The organism is Micromonospora sp. NPDC003197 (assembly GCF_053590565.1).
In genome coordinates, this window is sequence record NZ_JBSFTE010000014.1 from 79,480 (window position 1) to 95,230 (window position 15,751).

Sequence of the window (15,751 nt, forward strand, 5' to 3'; positions counted from 1 at the left end):
CCCGGGGAACGACATGACGGAAACAGTTGAGCCGGACCGCCGAGCCCCCGAGGTCCAGGGTGATCCCGACGGGGACGGGTTGGCCGCGCAGATCGCCGCTGCGGCCGGCCGGCGCTGGTGGAACAAATGGACGCTCTGCCTGGGGGCGGTCGTGCTGCTGCTGGCCGGCTTCATGATCGGCGTACAGGTGCAGAAGTCGTACGGTGAATCGGCTGCCCCGGCCGGTCGGACCGCCACCGGCCCGGGACAACGCGGCGGTACGGGGCAGGGCGGCTTCCCGGGTGGTGCCGGTCAGCCCAGTGGCGCACCCGGGGGCGGGGCCCGGCCGACGACAGCAGCCACCGGTACGACGACGACCACCACCACCGGAACGGTCAAGCTGGTGGACGGCACGACCATCTACGTGCAGACCGCCGACGGGACCGTGCTCACGGTCCGGACCGGTACGGACACCACGGTCCGGATCGCCCGGGACGGCACCCTGAAGGAGCTCAAGGCCGGCGATTCGGTCACTGTGGAAGGTCCGAGTACGGCCGGCACCGTCACCGCGACCAGCGTCACCGGTCAGGGGAAGTGATCAGGCCGGCGAGCGTTGTCAGCGCTTCCGTATGCCTGGCTGCCGGGGTCAGCGTTGTCAGCGCTTTCGTGTGCCTGCCGGGCCGCAAGCAGGGCGGGCAGGTGCGTCTTGCTCCAGGCCCGAGCGGCGTCGATCAAGGGCAGCAACGTTCGGCCCAGCGGGGTCAGCTGGTACTCGACGCGCGGCGGATTTTCCGGGTAGGCGGTCCGCGCGAGCAGACCGTCCCGCTGCATTGCCCGCAGGGTCTCGGTGAGGACCTTCGAGGTGATGCCACGCAGCGGGGATCTGATCTCGTTGAACCGTCGCGGCCCCTGCTCCAGACAGAGCACGATCATGCCGGTCCACTTGCTACCGATCTGGATCGGCAGCGCACTGAACGGACACAGCGGATTGAACATCTCGGGGTCCGACGCCGGCAGCACGGACCGAGGCTAGCCCAGGTTTCGTTGCAGTAACCAGCTGCTCGTGAACTACCGTCCCGGCGCAGTGAGTCGCGTAGGTAGGGGAGCAGCGAGAACATGAGCAGCATCGCCATCTTCGGGGCCGGCGGCCGAGCCGGCCGGGCCATCACCGCCGAGGCACGCAGTCGAGGACACCAGGTCACCGCCGTGGTACGGGACCCGGGCAAGTATTCCGACATCGCCGTGGACGGCGTCTCGGTCGTGTCGGGTGACGTCCGGGACGTTTCGGTGACGTCTGCGATCGCTCGGGACCATCAGGCCCTGGTGAGCGCGGTGTCCCCGGCGTCCGGGCCGGAGGCCCTCGCCGACCTCGGCCGCCTCGATGAGAATTTCTTTGTCGATGGTGTCGACGCGCTGCTGGGGGCAGTGGGGCAGACCGGGCAGCGTCGGCTCGTCTTCATCGGTTCCTTCGCCAATTTGCAGGACGCGCAGGGCCGGTTGGTGCTGGACGACCCGGAGGCGTTTCCCCGTGAGTTTCGTCCATTCGCCCTGGCCCACACCGCCGGTCTGGAACGACTGCGGGCGGCGGAGACCGAAGCCGACTGGTTGATGCTCACCCCACCAGCGGTGCTGGATGCGGGGCACCGGACCGGCCGGTACCGGGTCGGCGGCGAGACCCTGACGCCCGGTACCGACCATCTGTCCTATGCCGACCTGGCGGTTGCCGTGCTCGACGAGATCGAGTCGCCCCGGCATCACCGTACCCGGGTCTCGGTCTTCGACTGAGTGATGCGTGTGGGTGCGCGCTATCCGATGAGTGGTTGGAACGTACCCAGCAGGATGCTGACGGCGAGCGCGGCTCCGGCCAGGATTGCCGCCCCGACGATCAACGCCGTGTCGGCAGCGGTGAAGCGCTGCTGGCGGGCGTTGGTCCGGGGCGTACCGGCGTCGAAGCCGCGCGCGTCCATCGCGGTGGCCAGCCGGGTGCCCCGCCGGATCGCGCCGACCAGCAGGGCGAAGGCGGTCGACACGAACAGCCGTAGCTTCGCCACCGGGTTACGGCCGGCGTCCACGCCACGCGCCCGGCGGGCCATGCTGATCATCTGCCACTCCGCCGCCAGCAGCGGCACCAGCCGGAACGCCGCCAAGGCACCGATCGCGAAGCGGGCCGGTGCCTTGGCGTTCTGGATCAACGCGTCGGCCAGGTCGGTCGGATCGGTGGTGGCGAAGACCAGTACGCCGGGCAGAGCCACCGCGACCATGCGTAGGGCCAGTCCCAGGGCGGTGGCGAGGACACCCGTGGTGACCACGATCGGTCCGGCGGTGACCAGGATCGGGCCGGTACGTTCGGCGGCGAAGAGCACCATCGTCAGCACGATGCCCAGCGCGCTGGCCAGTACCGGCCAGGACCGTCGGGCCAGCGTGCCGTAGCGGATACCGAACAGCGGCAGTACCGCCAGCTCGATCGCGATGGCCACCGCCGGAGCGACCGGGTCGACCGTGGCGATCAGGGTGAACGAGAAGAGCAGCGCGGCGGCGAGCTTGGCGACCGGGTTACGTCGGGCCAGCATGGCGTTGGTCGCCGCGATCGGGGGAGCGGGATTCACGATGCGCCCCCGGCGGTCGGCGGGTCCTGGGTGGCCCGGTCCAGCGATACGGTCCGGTCCAGCGACGGCGTGGCCCGGTCCAGCGACGGCGTGGCCCGGTCCAGCGTTATGGTCCGGTCGGCCAGTGCGGCGACGAAGTCAGCGTCGTGGGTGACGGTGACCAGGCCGTGCCCGGCGTCGCGCAGTTCGGCGAGCAGCTCCACCAGCTCGATCCAGGTACGTCGGTCCTGGCCGAAGGTGGGCTCGTCCAGGACGAGCAGGTGGGGGGCGGTGGCCAGGGCGGTCGCCACGCTCAGCCGCCGGGCCTCACCCCCGGACAGGGTGTACGGATTGGCCCCGGCCAGCCGGTCCAGCCGGAGCCGGACCAGCAGTTCGTCCACCGTGGACTTGATGGCTGCGGTGGGTTGCCCGACCCGGCGGGGGCCCAACGCCAACTCGTCGAAGACAGTGCTGGTGACGAACTGGTGCTCCGGGTCCTGGAACACCGACCCGATCCGGCGGGCCAGTACGGGTGCCCGCCAGCGGTACGGCGCACTACCCTCTCGACCGGCCAGCTTGCCTTCCCGACCAGCCAGTCCGGGGGCAGCCACCACCCGTCCGGTGCCGGGTTTGAGTAGACCGCCCAGCAGCAGGGCCAGGGTGGACTTGCCCACGCCGTTGCGCCCCAGTACGGCCAGCGCCTCGCCGGCGCGTACCGTCAGGTCGGTGGCGGCCAGCCGAGGTGGCAGGCCGAGCTGTTCGGCGGTGAGCAGGAGTTCCCCGCCGGTCCTGCCGGCCCCGCCGGCAGTGCCGGTTGTGCTGGTCGTGCCGATAGCGCTGGTCGTGCCGATGGTCCGATGGGTCGGCATCGGTCGACCGGGGATCCAGACCCCCGCCTCGGCCAACGCCGCGCCGTGCGTGGCGAAGACCTCCTCGGGTGACCCGTCAGCGCGTACCCCGCCGCCCGGCTCCAACACCACCACCCGGTCGACCAGCGGCAGTGCCTCGGCGACCCGGTGTTCGACCAGGATCAGCGTGGTGTCCCGGTCCACCGCCCGAGCGATGGCGGTACGAACCAGATCCGCGCCGGCCGGATCGAGGTTGGCGGTCGGCTCGTCGAGCAGCAGCAGGCTCGGCCGCAACGCGAGCGTGCCGGCGAGGGCGAGTCGCTGCTGTTCGCCCCCGGAGAGCGCGGCAGTGGGCCGGTCCCGGGGGTAGGGAAACCCGACTCGGTGCAGTGCCTCGTCCACCCGGGGCCAGATCTCGTCGGCCGGTACGCCCCGGTTCTCCAGCCCGAACGCGACGTCGTCGCCGGATCGGGCCATCACCAGTTGGGTGGCCGGGTCCTGGAAGACGATGCCGACCCGTTCCCGCGCCTTGCGCGGGTCCAGCCCGTCGACCTCGACGGTGCCGGCCTGCTCCCCGGAGTCCTCGGCGAGCAGGCCGGCGAGCGCGGCGAGCAGGGTGCTCTTGCCGGCCCCCGATGGGCCCAGCAGCAGTACCCGCTCGCCGTGCTCGACGCGCAGGTCGACGTCGCGTACCGCCCAGGCTCGCCGCCCGGCGTGCCGCCAGCCGAACCCACGCAACTCGACCGCGCTCATGTCTCCTCCTCGCCCTCCCGCCCTCCTCGTTGATCAAGAGATTTACGTCATCTCAGGCCGCCCCGGCTGACGTAAATCTCTTGATCAACAGTGCTCAACGGTGATCGACGGTGATCAACAGTGCTAGATGGCGGTGCGTTCGCGGCCGGCGGGGAACCGGTCCAGTACCCCGGTCCGGGCCAGCGCTCGGGTCAGCAGCCAGCCACCGACCCCGGCGACCAGCGCCGCGCTGATGATGGTGGCCACCGCGTACGGGATTCGGTACGACCAGAGGTCGTACTTGGTGTTCCACACGAAGAAGTCGAACAGCGCTGCGCTCAGGCCGGTCATGGCCCCCGCGAGGATCGCCGTCGGCAGCTTGAACGAGCGGTAGCGCAGGGCGGCGAAGGCCAACTCCGCGCCGATACCCTGGACCAGGCCCTGCGGGATGACGGTACCGCTCCACTGGGTGCCCAGCAGGGCGGAGACGATCGCCGCCACGGTCTCGGTGTAGAGCGCCGCCCCCGGCTTGCGGATGATCAGGCCGCCCAACACCGCCGGCACCAACCAGATGCCATAGAGCAGGGACTGCGCGGGCGGGAAGAAGGCGAAGGCCGCGTCGGTGGCGCTCCAGACGTAGCCCCAGGCCCAGAAGACCACGCCGAACGCGACGGCGATGACCGAGGCGACGACGACGTCGACTGTACGCCACCGGTGGTTGTCGGGTTGTTTCATGTTTGCCTCCCAGTTCGTTGCGTGAACCAGGAGAAGACGCACGCCGTGCCCGTGTTTGGACGGACTACGGCGCGGCTGGAGGTATGACCGAACTCCCTGCGCTGGCATTACCCAGATCAGGTTCGAGGGTCTGCGGGTGTGACCCGCACTCTCAGCGCTGTGCGCTCCCCTGTCGGATATGAAGTTGTGTCGCAGACGCTAGCACCAGCCAGCACCGGGGCACAGGGGGCCAGTGCTGGTTGTGGTGGTGCCCACCCGGGTTCGGGTTAGGGTGAGCTGCCCGCCTGAGCATCGAGCGATGGCCGACACAACCACACTGGGCGAAGGGACTGACTGCCGTGACGGCCCCCGACCGTGCCCCCGCCGGTCGCGCCCCGACGGGCGACGAGATCGACTGGACGATGGATTCCACCCATCCCACGATCGCACCTGCCGACTCGCTGATCGCGCCGGCCGAACCGACCCGGCGTCTCCGTGGCGGGCGGGACTACTCGGTAGAGGTGCTGGCCGTACTGCTGATCCTGCTGGTGGTCTTCCGGGAACCGCTGGGCAACGCCATCTCCGACCCGCGCCTACAGACCTGGACCACGGTCTTCGTCTCGGTGCTGGTGCAGGCGGTGCCGTTCCTCGTCTTCGGCGTCGTGCTCTCCGCCGTGATCGCGGTCTTCGTACCCCGATCCTTCTGGGCCAAGGCGTTGCCGCGTCATCCGGCGCTGGCCGTACCGGTGGCGAGCTGCGCGGGCGTCGTGCTGCCCGGATGCGAGTGCGGGTCGGTGCCGATCGCCGGGTCGCTCATCCGGCGCGGAGTCACCCCGGCCGCCGCCCTGGCGTTCCTGCTCGCCGCCCCGGCGATCAACCCGATCGTGCTGGCCGCCACCGCGGTTGCCTTCCCGAACAATCCCGAGCTGGTCGCCGCGCGGGCCGGGGCGAGCCTGGTCGTCGCCATGGTCATGGGCTGGCTCTGGCTGCGCCTTGGGCGGACCGAGTGGATCAAGTTGCCGTACCGCCCCGACCTGGAGGACCGGTCGAAGGGGCGGGCGTTCTGGGCGGCGGTACGGCACGACGTCGTACACGCGGGTGGGTTCCTCGTTCTCGGCGCGATGGCCGCAGCCAGCATCAACGTGCTGGTGCCCGAACGCTGGTTGCAGACCCTCGCCGACCAGCCGGTGCTGTCGGTGTTGGCGCTCGCCGTACTGGCGGTGCTGCTGTCCATCTGTTCGGAGGCCGACGCCTTCGTGGCTGCCTCGCTGTCGCAGTTCTCGCTGACCGCGCGGCTGACGTTCCTGGTCGTCGGCCCGATGGTCGACCTCAAGCTGATCTCCATGCAGGCCGGCGTCTTCGGTCGCCGGTTCGCCTTCCGGTTCGCGCCGACGACCTTCGTCGTCGCGGTCCTGGTTTCCGTCGGGGTGGGAGCGGTGGTCCTGTCATGAACAAGCAGGCGCAGGCGGTCGTGCTGCTGCTGCTCGGTGGTTCGGTGATCAAGGCCAGCCTCACCGACATGTACCTGCGGTACGTCAAGGAAGGGCTGCGGCCGTTTCTGATCGCCGCCGGGATCCTGCTGGTGGTCGCCGCGGTGATGACCCTGGTGTACGACCTGCGCACCCCGGCCCGGCCCGCCAGCGCCGACGTGGACGACACGGACGGCCACGACCTGGGTGCCGGCGCCGACGGCCACGGGCACGACCACGGCGGTACGGGCCACCACGAACCCCGGATCGGCTGGCTGCTGATCCTGCCGGTGCTCGGTCTGCTGCTGGTTGCCCCACCCGCGCTCGGCTCGTTCGCGGCGAGCCAGGCCGGCACCGCCCTGACCAGTGAACAGACGACCTCCGACTATCCGCCGCTGCCCGAGGGCGACCCGGTGAAGGTCAGCCTGCTCGACTACGCCTCCCGGGCGCTGTTCGACAAGGGCGTGTCGCTCGGTGACCGGCGGGTGAAGCTCACCGGGTTCCTCGCCACCGGGCCGAACGGTGAGCCGATCCTGGCCCGCATGATTCTCTCCTGCTGCGCCGCCGACGGCCGTCCGATCAAGCTCGGCATGGCTGGCGATCCGCCCACTGGGCTGGCCCCGGACACCTGGGTGGAAGTGGTGGGCCGCTACACCGACCAGACCGGCACCGACCCGGTCAACGACGAGACCATCCCGTACCTGATGGTCGAGTCGTGGCAGCAGGTCACCCCGCCAAAGAACCCGTACGAGTAGTGGTCGGCGACGCGTCGGGGACAGGAGATCCATGGACCAGCCCAGCCGCCGTGCCCGCGACCTCGGGATCGTCGTCGGGCCACTCCCCACCGGGGCGCACAACGCGATCACCGACGTGCCCGGAGTGCTGGTCGGGCACACCACCCTCGACGATGGTGCCGACCTGCACACCGGGGTCACCGCCGTCGTACCGAGCCAACTCGGCCCCGGCCGGTGGACCCTGCCGGCCGCCGTGTACACCGGCAACGGTTACGGGAAACTCGTCGGCTCGACCCAGGTGGACGAACTCGGCGTACTGGAGTCACCGATCGTCCTGACCGCCACGCTGTCGGTGTTCCGGGCCGCCGACGCGCTGCTGAGTCACCTGATGGAGCGCCGACCGGACGGGGTGTCCTTCAACCCGCTGGTGGGTGAGACGAACGACGGACACCTCTCGGACATTCGCCGCCGCCCGATCACCGAAGAACACGTACTCGCCGCCATCACCGGGGCATCCGCCGGACTTCCGGCGGAGGGCTGCGTCGGGGCCGGCACCGGCACCACCGCCCTGGGCTTCAAGGCCGGCATCGGCACCTCCTCCAGGACGGTACGACTGGCCGAACGCTCGGCGACCGTGGGTGCCCTGGTCCAGGCCAACTTCGGCGGGGTGCTGACCGTCCTCGGCGTTCCGCTGCCGGTCGACGAGCTGGTCCCAGACGCCGATCGGACCGAGCCACCCGGCAACTCGTGCATGATCGTGGTCGCCACCGACGTACCCCTGGATGCCCGGCAGCTCGGCCGGGTGGCCCGGCGAGCGGTCTTCGCGATGGCCCGGGTCGGGGCGTCGTACAGCAACGGCAGCGGCGACTACGCGATCGCGTTCAGCACGGCACAGCCCGATCAGCCGCCGATCCCCGACGGGGAGATCGATCCGGTCTTCGCCGCTGTGCGCGACGCGGTCGAGGAGGCGCTGCTCAACTCGCTCTTCACCGCCGTCACCACCACCGGAGTTGCTGGTCGTACCAGTCACGCTGTTCCGCACCGAACCGTGATCCGGCGGATGTCCGCAGCTGGCCGACTCGGGGCAGGTGCCTGACTGCCAGCGGCGCGGCGACCACCGCACCCGGGTGCAACGCGTTGATCTAGTTGGTGCTCGTGTGTGACGGTAGTTCGGCATCCTGTCCTCGCAGGTTCGGGAAACGAATCCTCGCGCGGTCGGGAAACCAAAACAGCTGTACGAACAGAGGTCGGAGGACGCATGACACTCAGCGCCGAGGGCTACCTTTCGGTCGTCACCGAGACGATCGCCCGGGTCTCGACCGAGCAGCGGGACGCCGTACGCCAGGCCGCCGACCTGATCACCGAGACGTTGCGCGCTGACGGCGTGATCCACGCCTTCGGCACCGGGCACTCGGAGGCACTGGCGATGGAGATCGCCGGCCGGGCCGGGGGACTGGTCCCGACCAACCGGATCGCCCTGCGGGACGTGGTGCTCTACGGCGGCGAGCCGGCGAGCGTCCTCGGCCCGACGCTGGAACGGGACCCGGCAGCCGTCAAGCGCCTCTACGATCTCGCGCCGGTGGCACCGCAGGACATCTTCGTGGTGGCGTCCAACTCCGGGGTCAACGGATCGATCGTGGAGTTCGCCCTGCTGGTGAAGGAGCGCGGCCACAAGCTGATCGCGATCACCTCTCGGGATCACTCCTCCCAGGTGGACTCCCGCCATCCGTCCGGGCGAAAGCTCAGCGAGATCGCCGACGTGGTGTTGGACAACGGCGCCCCGTACGGGGACTCGACGCTGCCGTTGCCCGGCGGCGGTGCGGTCGGTGCGGTGTCGTCGATCACCGCCGCCCTGCTCGCCCAGCAGATCGTGGTGGAGGTGGTTGCTCGGCTGGTCGAGGCCGGCGAGACCCCGCCGGTCTACCTGTCGGCCAACATCCCGGCGGGTGACGCGCACAACAACGCGCTGGAGGAGCGGTACGCGGGCCGGATCCGACGCGGGGCCTGAGACCCCGCCGGTCGGTGGCGCTGGCTCTGGGTCTGCCTCGGCTCCGGTTCCGCCTTGGTGACCCGGTCATGCCCGTTCGACGTGCCGTTGTCGGCCATCCGATGTGCCAATCTGCGCGATCGCACGTTTTGCTGGCACGTCGGACGGGCAAACACCGCCGCGACCCCGGGTGGCTCGTACCGCCCGAACCGCCCCGGAGCCGGAGGTGACCAGCGTGTCGAAGGAGACTGACAGGCAGCGATGGCAGCGCAACTTCGCTGACCTGCTGCAGGAACTGCGGGTTGCCCAGACCGGTGTGCAGATCCTCTTCGCCTTCCTGCTGACCCTGCCGTTCAGTGCCGGTTTCAAGGACACCACGGCGTTCCAGAAGGACGTGTACGTGGTGGCGCTGCTCGCCGCCGCCGCGGCTACCGCCCTGATCATCTCGCCGGTCGCCTTCCACCGGGCCCTGTTCCGGCAGGGGCGGAAGCCGGAACTGGTCCGGTATTCACATCGAATGGCCACCGGTGGGCTGACCTTCATGCTCATTGCGATGGTCAGCTCGGTCCTGCTGATCACCGATTTCGTGTTGCCCCGGGCGCTCGCGTTCGTACTCAGTGGGTTCACCGCGATCTGGTTCCTGACCTTCTGGGCGGCACTGCCGTTCGCCCGTCGACGGCGGTGGACCGATGACGACGAGGCCGAGGAAGAGGAGTGGAAGGACCCTGAGGTGGTGGCCGGCGACTGACCACCCATCGACCGCTTCGTGATCCCGATAACGCGACGGTTCGATTCGCCGGGACTACCCCTGGGTAACACAGCGGAGTAGCGTTGTCACCAGTAGCGCTGGCATAGCCGTACCCGGGTTTAGGGGGTAGCCGTGACCACGACGCAGAACAGCCAACCTACGACCGCCGCGCCGGACGGCGTCGGGCCGCTGCCCGCCGAGGCCGGTCAGGTCTCGGAGAAGGAAGCCCGGCAGGTCGCGGAGGCGGCCCGGGAGACCGAATGGGGCAAGCCGAGCTTCGGCAAGGAACTGTTTCTCGGCCGGTTCCGGCTCGACCTGATCGACCCGTGGCCGGAATCCGACCCCGCCAAGACCGCCAAGGCCGACGAGTTCCTCGCCCGCCTCGACAGCTATCTCCGAACCGAGGTGGACGGGGCCCAGATCGAGCGGGACGCCCGGATCCCGGACGATGTCTTCCACGGTCTGGCTCAGCTCGGCACCTTTGGCATGAAGATCGACGAGCGGTACGGCGGGCTGGGCCTGTCGAACCTGGACTACTGCCGGGCGTTGATGCTGACCGGCTCGGTCAGCCCGGCCATCAGCGCGCTGCTCTCGGCACACCAGTCGATCGGGGTGCCGCAGCCGTTGAAGATGTTCGGCACCGAGGAGCAGAAGCAGCGGTTCCTGCCCCGGCTCGCCGCCGGAGAGGTCTCCGCCTTCCTACTCACCGAGCCGGACGTCGGCTCCGACCCGGCCCGACTCGCCACCAGCGCCGAACCGACCGAGGATGGCACCGGCTACCGCCTCAACGGGGTCAAGCTGTGGGCCACCAACGGCACCGTCGCCACCCTGCTCGTGGTGATGGCCCGGGTGCCGGCGCGGCCAGCGGGCCCGGATGGGCCCGCGCGCCGGGGCGGCATCACCGCCTTCGTCGTGGAAGGCGACTCGGACGGAATCATCGTCGAGCGGCGCAACGAGTTCGTTGGCCTGCGCGGCCTGGAAAACAGCGTGACCCGGTTCCATGACGTGATCGTCCCCAAGGAGAACGTCATCGGCGGCGAGGGCAAGGGACTGAAGATTGCCCTGACCACGCTCAACACCGGCCGGCTGTCGTTGCCCGCGATGTGTGTCGGTGCCGGCAAGTGGTCGCTGAACGTCGCCCGCGAGTGGGCCGCCGAGCGGGTGCAGTGGGGCCGGCCGGTCGGCGAACACGAGGCGGTCGCCACCAAGCTGTCCTTCATGGCCGCCACGACGTACGCCATGGAAGCCATGCTCGACCTCTGCTGTCTGCTCGCCGACGACGACCGTAACGACATCCGGATCGAGGCCGCGCTGGTCAAGCTCTACGCCAGCGAGATGGCCTGGAAGATCGCCGACGAGCTGATCCAGATCCGGGGTGGGCGTGGCTACGAGACGGCCGACTCGCTGGCTGGCCGGGGCGAGCGACCGGCCGCGGTCGAACAGTTGCTGCGCGACCTGCGGATCAACCGGATCTTCGAGGGCTCTACCGAGATCATGCACCTGCTGATCGCCCGGGAGGCGGTCGACGCGCACCTCTCGGTGGCCGGCGACATCATCGACCCGGATGCGGGGCTGGGCCGTAAGGCCAAGGCCGGTGCCCGCGCCAGCGCCTTCTACGCCAAGTGGCTGCCGACGCTGACCGTCGGTGCCGGGCAGAACCCCATCTCGTACGCGGACCACGGGCCGCTCGCCGGACACCTGCGGTACGTGGAACGGACCTCGCGCAAGCTGGCCCGGTCGACGTTCTACGCGATGTCCCGATGGCAGGGCAAGATGGAGCGCAAGCAGGCGTTCCTCGGCCGGATCGTGGACATCGGCGCGGAGTTGTTCGCGATGTCGGCGGCCTGCGTGCGGGCGCATGCCGAGCGAGACACCCGCCCCGAGGGGCGTGAGCTGGCCGACCTGTTCTGCCGGCAGGCGCGCCTGCGCGTCGAGGCGCTCTTCACCGCGCTGTGGGACAACACCGACTCGATCGACGTGGTGGCGGCGAAGCGGATCCTGGCCGGCCGCTACGCCTCACTGGAGGAGGGAGTGGTCACGCCACCGGCCGAGCAGCCCTGGGTCGTATCGTGGCAGCCCGGCCCGTCCACCGCGCCGGACGTACGCCGACGTATTCCGCCCGCCTGAGGACGGGCTACGACCTTTCTCACCTGCGACGTGTTAGTGGGCGCAGTCTCTGGCAAGACCTTCGTGCGCCGCAGAGCGGCCGACCAGGCGTCAACCGATGCACGGCAGGCGTCAGCCGTTGCACGGCAGGCGTCAGCCGTTACGCAGCAGGCGTTAGCCGTTACGTAGTCCGAGGCCGCGTAGCTCCAGCGCGGCGAGGTTGTCCACTGTCGACTCGTCGCCCTGCCGCCAGGCCCGTACCACGTCGGGATCGATCCGGGTGAGCTTGCGTAGGGGCTGGTTGGCCAGTGCTCGCAGGGCGAGCAGGTCCCGCCCGGCCGGGGCCGAGCGGAGGTGCGTGGCGGCGGTCGCCCGGCGGATCCAGCGCACCCGCAGCGGGAGCCAGCCGAACAGCACCAACCCGAGCGGGAACACCAGTACGGCCAGGGCGAGGGCCAGCGCGAGTTCGCCGATCAGCTCCTGCTGTTCGCGACCGGCGTCGGCGAGCGTACGGGCGGCCCCGGCAGCCTTCTCGAATGGTGCGGTCAGATCGTCACCGACCACCGGTACCCGGCCGACCTTGCCGCTTGCATCCGCGAGATTCTCGGCGAGCCCACCGCCGGCACCCTCCAGCTTCTGCCCGGGCAGGGCGAGTTTCTGAACCAGGTCGTGCAGCCACATCGCGCCCCGGATCCACAGGTAGACCCAGACGACGACGAGCAGGTCGGTGAGGAGTTGGCGAACGGCGATGGGAAAACGGTCAGCATAAATCTTCACGTTCGACAGCGTGACACGGCGGATGGCTTACGGCATCGCGACGAGAAGTGGCGCAGGAGCCTCAGCCAGGCTTACGGCGGGCGGAGTAGGCCCGTACCTTGGCCCGGTTTCCGCAGTCCGCCATGCTGCACCAGCGGCGTCGGCCGCGCCGGTCGAGGAAGAGCCAACCGCAGTCGGTGCCGGGACAGGCCCGTACCTGGTGTCGGTCGGGTGAGCCGAGCAGGTCGGCGCCGGATCGGGCGGCCGCCAGTAGGGGAAGCGTCAGGCCGAGGTCGTCAGGGAACACCCAGTGGGCCAGTCCGTCGGGGCCGGACGTCAGCACCGCCGCCGCGGCGGCCCACTGCGCCACCTCGGCAACCTGCCGGAAGGCGGCAGCATCGTCCGGGTCGAGCAGCACGTCGTGCAGCGCCGTACGCAACGAACGGATCGCCACCAGTACGTCATGCGCCCCGGCCGGATCGTCGCGACCGTGTTCCCGGAGTCGGGCGACGGTCGCGGGAGCGAGCAGTTGGACGTGGCCGGTCCAGACCGCCAGCCGGTCGAAGTCGCGCAACCATTCTCGGTTCGGGCTGGGTGGTTCCTCCCAGCCGGCCCAGGTGTTGCAAAGCTCCAGGGCGGGGTGCCCGCCAATCGGGATGGGCATGGGATAGCCCGCTACCTCTACCCAGTGCATGCCGACAGTGTGCCTTGACTCGGCGAAACTAACCACTACTGTCGATAACACCGGTTGACGTTCATCTACTGGTTAGGTGATGTGGCATGCGGTTGAAGAAGATCCTGAGTCGGTTCCTGCTCACAACACTGATGGTGCCCACCGCCCTTGCCGCCGCACCCGCTGTACCGGCAGCTGCGATGGCGGCCCAGGACGGGCCCCAGCGCACGTTGGTGCCCGGCTGGTGGCATCGAAATGCCGATCGGCCCGAACCCTGGCGTCCGTCGGTCCAGGAGGAATGGACCGCCCCGGCCGGCCGCTACTGTTCGTTCCCGCTGCACGTCCGCGTCGTCTCCCAGGACGTGCGGGTCCGCGTGCTCGCCCGGTACGCCACCGGTGCCGTCCAACGTGAGGAGTACGCCGGGCCACTGACCGTCGACTTCGTCGACGTCGACACCGGTCGAGCCGTACGCCGGGATGCGGGCGGCTCCGGCCTGCTCGAATACCGTCCGGACGGTGGGTGGCTGCGATACACCATCGTCGGGCCGGCCGGATTCGGCTTCCGGCCCGGGGACCACCACCCGCGCGGTTACTACATCCTCGACGGTCTGCACGTCATCTCGATCGACCCGACCGGCACCCGTCGGTTGACCCTGGGGATCGGCCGACAGGACAACGTCTGTGTCGCGCTCGGTGACCCGGCCGCCGGACCACGGTGACCCGGTGCGGCTGGTGAGTGGAGATGACCGACCTGCAACTGCGCGTACTCGGGCCACTGACCGCGTACCGCAATGGGGCGGAAGTGGCGCTCGGCGGCCGGCGACAGCGCATGGTGCTGGCCACGCTGCTGGTGGCCCGGGGCCGGATGCTGCCCGAGGAACGGCTCCGCGACCTGGTGTGGAGCGACGGCGGGCGGCTGGCCGGCCGGGGAAACCAACGACTACTACATGGTCGCGCGCAACGAGAACTGGCAGCACGGGCTCCGACCGTTGAGCGAGGACATCAGGCCGGTGCCCGGCATCATCGATCCGGCCCTGCTGCCGGAGACGGTGACTCTGCTGCTGGGACCGGCAGGCACGGTCACCGGACTGCACCACGACAACATGAACATCCTGTTGTGTCAGGTGATGGGCCGTAAACACGTCCGGCTTGTGCCGTCGTACCAGCGCGCCCGGGTGTATCCGCGGGGCGGGACGTACAGCCATGTCGACGCGGCGCAGCCCGACCTGGACCAGCATCCGGCGTACGGGCAGGCGACCGTCCTGGAGGGAGTACTGCAACCGGGCGACGCCCTGTTGGTGCCCGCCGGGTGGTGGCACTGGGTACGAGCCCTGGACGTCAGTGCCACGGTGAGCCTGCACCACTTCCAGGTGCCGGCCGGCAACCACTACCTGCACCCGCCGTTGGTCGGCGACACGGACTGACCGAGGGCGGAGCGGACTGACCGAGAGACGGGACAGCCGGAGCGGACTGACCGTGAGGCGGGACAGCCGGAACGGGGGTGCCGATGCGTCGGCACCCCCACACCCGGCTAACCCTTGTCCTTCTCCGGTGGGGGGTCCGGAAATTCGTCCGTGGCCAGTGGGATTCGGCTGGAATCGCGCGTGTGGGGCGTTAGGAAGGGCCCCTTCCAAGGCAGAAAGCGATAAGAAGGGGCCCTTCCTAACTCAAGAGCTGGCGCAGGCGGGGCAGGTGCCGAAGATCTCCATGGTGTGACTGACGTCGACGAAGCCGTGCTGGGCGGCGACCCGGTCAGCCCAGGTCTCCACCGCCGGCCCCTCGACCTCGACGGTACGACCACAGGCCCGGCACACCAGGTGGTGATGGTGTCCCTCGCTGCACCGGCGGTAGAGGTGCTCACCGCCCGGCGGTCGCATCACGTCGATCTCGCCCGCGTCGGCCAGCCCTTGCAGGGTGCGGTAGACCGTGGTCAAGCCGACCCGTTCCCCCCGGTCCCGCAGCATCGCGTGCAGGTCCTGGGCGCTGTGGAAGCCCTCGACCTCCCGCAGCAGGGCGCTGACCGCGCTGCGTTGCCGGGTGTTGCGTACGGCGGTGGTGCTCTCTCCGGTCGTCACTTCGCCTCCCCGGCGTGGCTGACCGCGTCGGCCACGATGTGTGCGATGTGCTCGTCCACCAGGGCGTAGGCGATCTCCCGACCACGTCGCGACCCGTGCACCACGCCGGCACCGCGTAGCACCCGCAGATGCTGGGAGACGAGCGGCTGGGGCGCGCCGAGCTTCTCCACCAACTCGTGTACGCAGCGCTCACCCTGGGCGAGTTCGGTGACGATCGCGACTCGGATCGGGGCGGCCAACGCGCGGAGTAGTTCCCCAGCGCCTGCGTACGCCTCATATCCGTTGCTGCTCGCCATTACGTAACGGTAACCAATTTGGTTTCGGTGCTGCCGACAGGATCCGGAC

General features: G+C 69.7%; 18 protein-coding genes and 1 riboswitch. Of the genes, 10 read left to right on the top strand and 8 right to left on the bottom strand.

The features are described 5' to 3' along the window. The first annotated feature begins 13 nt into the window (after positions 1-13). Positions 14-577, top strand: a complete 564-nt coding sequence (locus ACWDV4_RS17535) for a hypothetical protein (protein ID WP_449979828.1) — start codon at positions 14-16, stop codon at positions 575-577. Here ACWDV4_RS17535 and ACWDV4_RS17540 read toward each other — a convergent pair. Then, complete coding sequence (locus ACWDV4_RS17540; RefSeq protein ID WP_449979830.1) at positions 565-999, bottom strand: winged helix-turn-helix transcriptional regulator; 435 nt, start codon at positions 997-999, stop codon at positions 565-567. The two genes, ACWDV4_RS17535 and ACWDV4_RS17540, sit on opposite strands and share 13 nt — an antisense overlap. 96 nt (positions 1,000-1,095) lie before the next feature. Here ACWDV4_RS17540 and ACWDV4_RS17545 point away from each other — a divergent pair, with 96 nt between their 5' ends. Continuing rightward, the gene (locus ACWDV4_RS17545; RefSeq protein WP_449979833.1) at positions 1,096-1,764 is read left to right on the top strand and encodes an NAD(P)-dependent oxidoreductase; all 669 of its coding nucleotides are present in this window, start codon (positions 1,096-1,098) and stop codon (positions 1,762-1,764) included. Positions 1,765-1,784: 20 nt separating this feature from the next. Here ACWDV4_RS17545 and ACWDV4_RS17550 read toward each other — a convergent pair whose 3' ends face one another. The 3 genes from ACWDV4_RS17550 to ACWDV4_RS17560 all read right to left on the bottom strand — a co-directional run bounded on the left by ACWDV4_RS17550 (position 1,785) and on the right by ACWDV4_RS17560 (position 4,879). Further along, positions 1,785-2,549 (bottom strand): energy-coupling factor transporter transmembrane component T family protein, encoded by a 765-nt coding sequence (locus ACWDV4_RS17550; RefSeq protein WP_449980074.1) that lies wholly within the window; start codon positions 2,547-2,549, stop codon positions 1,785-1,787. Between the two features lie 32 nt (positions 2,550-2,581). Continuing rightward, positions 2,582-4,165 carry an ABC transporter ATP-binding protein gene (locus tag ACWDV4_RS17555; protein ID WP_449979836.1) on the bottom strand — a complete coding sequence of 528 codons (1,584 nt, stop codon included), beginning with the start codon at positions 4,163-4,165 and terminating at the stop codon, positions 2,582-2,584. A gap of 123 nt (positions 4,166-4,288) precedes the next feature. Next, positions 4,289-4,879, bottom strand: a complete 591-nt coding sequence (locus ACWDV4_RS17560; protein WP_449979839.1) for an ECF transporter S component — start codon at positions 4,877-4,879, stop codon at positions 4,289-4,291. Between the two features lie 75 nt (positions 4,880-4,954). Further along, positions 4,955-5,060: riboswitch (TPP riboswitch) on the bottom strand. 220 nt (positions 5,061-5,280) lie between these two features. Here ACWDV4_RS17560 and ACWDV4_RS17565 point away from each other — a divergent pair. The 6 genes from ACWDV4_RS17565 to ACWDV4_RS17590 all read left to right on the top strand — a co-directional run bounded on the left by ACWDV4_RS17565 (position 5,281) and on the right by ACWDV4_RS17590 (position 11,923). Beyond that, the gene (locus ACWDV4_RS17565; protein WP_449980076.1) at positions 5,281-6,309 is read left to right on the top strand and encodes a permease; all 1,029 of its coding nucleotides are present in this window, start codon (positions 5,281-5,283) and stop codon (positions 6,307-6,309) included. Continuing rightward, positions 6,306-7,082 (top strand): TIGR03943 family putative permease subunit, encoded by a 777-nt coding sequence (locus ACWDV4_RS17570; RefSeq protein ID WP_449979841.1) that lies wholly within the window; start codon positions 6,306-6,308, stop codon positions 7,080-7,082. The genes ACWDV4_RS17565 and ACWDV4_RS17570 overlap by 4 nt, the downstream gene beginning before the upstream one ends. A 31-nt stretch (positions 7,083-7,113) precedes the next feature. Beyond that, a complete protein-coding gene (locus ACWDV4_RS17575) occupies positions 7,114-8,157 on the top strand; it encodes a P1 family peptidase (protein WP_449979843.1) in 1,044 nt (347 codons plus the stop codon). Positions 8,158-8,319: 162 nt separating this feature from the next. Beyond that, positions 8,320-9,069 (top strand): sugar isomerase domain-containing protein, encoded by a 750-nt coding sequence (locus ACWDV4_RS17580; RefSeq protein ID WP_449979846.1) that lies wholly within the window; start codon positions 8,320-8,322, stop codon positions 9,067-9,069. Between the two features lie 214 nt (positions 9,070-9,283). After that, positions 9,284-9,796 carry a DUF6328 family protein gene (locus tag ACWDV4_RS17585; RefSeq protein ID WP_449979849.1) on the top strand — a complete coding sequence of 171 codons (513 nt, stop codon included), beginning with the start codon at positions 9,284-9,286 and terminating at the stop codon, positions 9,794-9,796. A gap of 132 nt (positions 9,797-9,928) precedes the next feature. Next, entirely contained in the window at positions 9,929-11,923 is a 1,995-nt protein-coding gene (locus ACWDV4_RS17590) for an acyl-CoA dehydrogenase family protein (protein WP_449979852.1), read from the top strand. Between the two features lie 153 nt (positions 11,924-12,076). On the opposite strand, the gene ACWDV4_RS17595 is transcribed toward ACWDV4_RS17590, so the two are convergent. Together ACWDV4_RS17595 and ACWDV4_RS17600 are read right to left on the bottom strand one after the other, a co-directional pair. Further along, entirely contained in the window at positions 12,077-12,679 is a 603-nt protein-coding gene (locus tag ACWDV4_RS17595) for a hypothetical protein (RefSeq protein ID WP_449979854.1), read from the bottom strand. Positions 12,680-12,740: 61 nt separating this feature from the next. Beyond that, entirely contained in the window at positions 12,741-13,352 is a 612-nt protein-coding gene (locus tag ACWDV4_RS17600; protein WP_449979856.1) for a CGNR zinc finger domain-containing protein, read from the bottom strand. An 86-nt stretch (positions 13,353-13,438) separates the two neighbouring features. Between ACWDV4_RS17600 and ACWDV4_RS17605 the strand changes: the two genes are divergently transcribed. Next, positions 13,439-14,050 carry a hypothetical protein gene (locus ACWDV4_RS17605; RefSeq protein ID WP_449979859.1) on the top strand — a complete coding sequence of 204 codons (612 nt, stop codon included), beginning with the start codon at positions 13,439-13,441 and terminating at the stop codon, positions 14,048-14,050. A 228-nt stretch (positions 14,051-14,278) separates the two neighbouring features. Beyond that, positions 14,279-14,755, top strand: coding sequence for a cupin-like domain-containing protein (locus tag ACWDV4_RS17610; protein ID WP_449979861.1), 477 nt, complete (start codon positions 14,279-14,281; stop codon positions 14,753-14,755). 243 nt (positions 14,756-14,998) lie between these two features. On the opposite strand, the gene ACWDV4_RS17615 is transcribed toward ACWDV4_RS17610, so the two are convergent. Both ACWDV4_RS17615 and ACWDV4_RS17620 read right to left on the bottom strand, forming a co-directional pair. Beyond that, positions 14,999-15,406: a Fur family transcriptional regulator gene (locus ACWDV4_RS17615; protein ID WP_449979863.1), complete on the bottom strand. Its 408-nt coding sequence runs from the start codon at positions 15,404-15,406 to the stop codon at positions 14,999-15,001. After that, positions 15,403-15,702: an ArsR/SmtB family transcription factor gene (locus ACWDV4_RS17620; protein WP_449979865.1), complete on the bottom strand. Its 300-nt coding sequence runs from the start codon at positions 15,700-15,702 to the stop codon at positions 15,403-15,405. The genes ACWDV4_RS17615 and ACWDV4_RS17620 overlap by 4 nt, the downstream gene beginning before the upstream one ends. Positions 15,703-15,751: the final 49 nt, after the last annotated feature.

What these genes read in the sequence shown, in the direction of transcription:
- ACWDV4_RS17580 (WP_449979846.1), top strand. Translation starts at nt 8,320, where the DNA reads ATGACACTCAGCGCCGAGGGCTACCTTTCGGTCGTCACCGAGACGATC.
- ACWDV4_RS17560 (WP_449979839.1), bottom strand. Translation starts at nt 4,879, where the DNA reads ATGAAACAACCCGACAACCACCGGTGGCGTACAGTCGACGTCGTCGTC.
- ACWDV4_RS17550 (WP_449980074.1), bottom strand. Translation starts at nt 2,549, where the DNA reads ATGCTGGCCCGACGTAACCCGGTCGCCAAGCTCGCCGCCGCGCTGCTC.
- ACWDV4_RS17620 (WP_449979865.1), bottom strand. Translation starts at nt 15,702, where the DNA reads ATGGCGAGCAGCAACGGATATGAGGCGTACGCAGGCGCTGGGGAACTA.
- ACWDV4_RS17565 (WP_449980076.1), top strand. Translation starts at nt 5,281, where the DNA reads ATGGATTCCACCCATCCCACGATCGCACCTGCCGACTCGCTGATCGCG.
- ACWDV4_RS17545 (WP_449979833.1), top strand. Translation starts at nt 1,096, where the DNA reads ATGAGCAGCATCGCCATCTTCGGGGCCGGCGGCCGAGCCGGCCGGGCC.
- ACWDV4_RS17535 (WP_449979828.1), top strand. Translation starts at nt 14, where the DNA reads ATGACGGAAACAGTTGAGCCGGACCGCCGAGCCCCCGAGGTCCAGGGT.
- ACWDV4_RS17575 (WP_449979843.1), top strand. Translation starts at nt 7,114, where the DNA reads ATGGACCAGCCCAGCCGCCGTGCCCGCGACCTCGGGATCGTCGTCGGG.
- ACWDV4_RS17570 (WP_449979841.1), top strand. Translation starts at nt 6,306, where the DNA reads ATGAACAAGCAGGCGCAGGCGGTCGTGCTGCTGCTGCTCGGTGGTTCG.
- ACWDV4_RS17610 (WP_449979861.1), top strand. Translation starts at nt 14,279, where the DNA reads ATGGTCGCGCGCAACGAGAACTGGCAGCACGGGCTCCGACCGTTGAGC.
- ACWDV4_RS17600 (WP_449979856.1), bottom strand. Translation starts at nt 13,352, where the DNA reads ATGCACTGGGTAGAGGTAGCGGGCTATCCCATGCCCATCCCGATTGGC.
- ACWDV4_RS17555 (WP_449979836.1), bottom strand. Translation starts at nt 4,165, where the DNA reads ATGAGCGCGGTCGAGTTGCGTGGGTTCGGCTGGCGGCACGCCGGGCGG.
- ACWDV4_RS17605 (WP_449979859.1), top strand. Translation starts at nt 13,439, where the DNA reads ATGCGGTTGAAGAAGATCCTGAGTCGGTTCCTGCTCACAACACTGATG.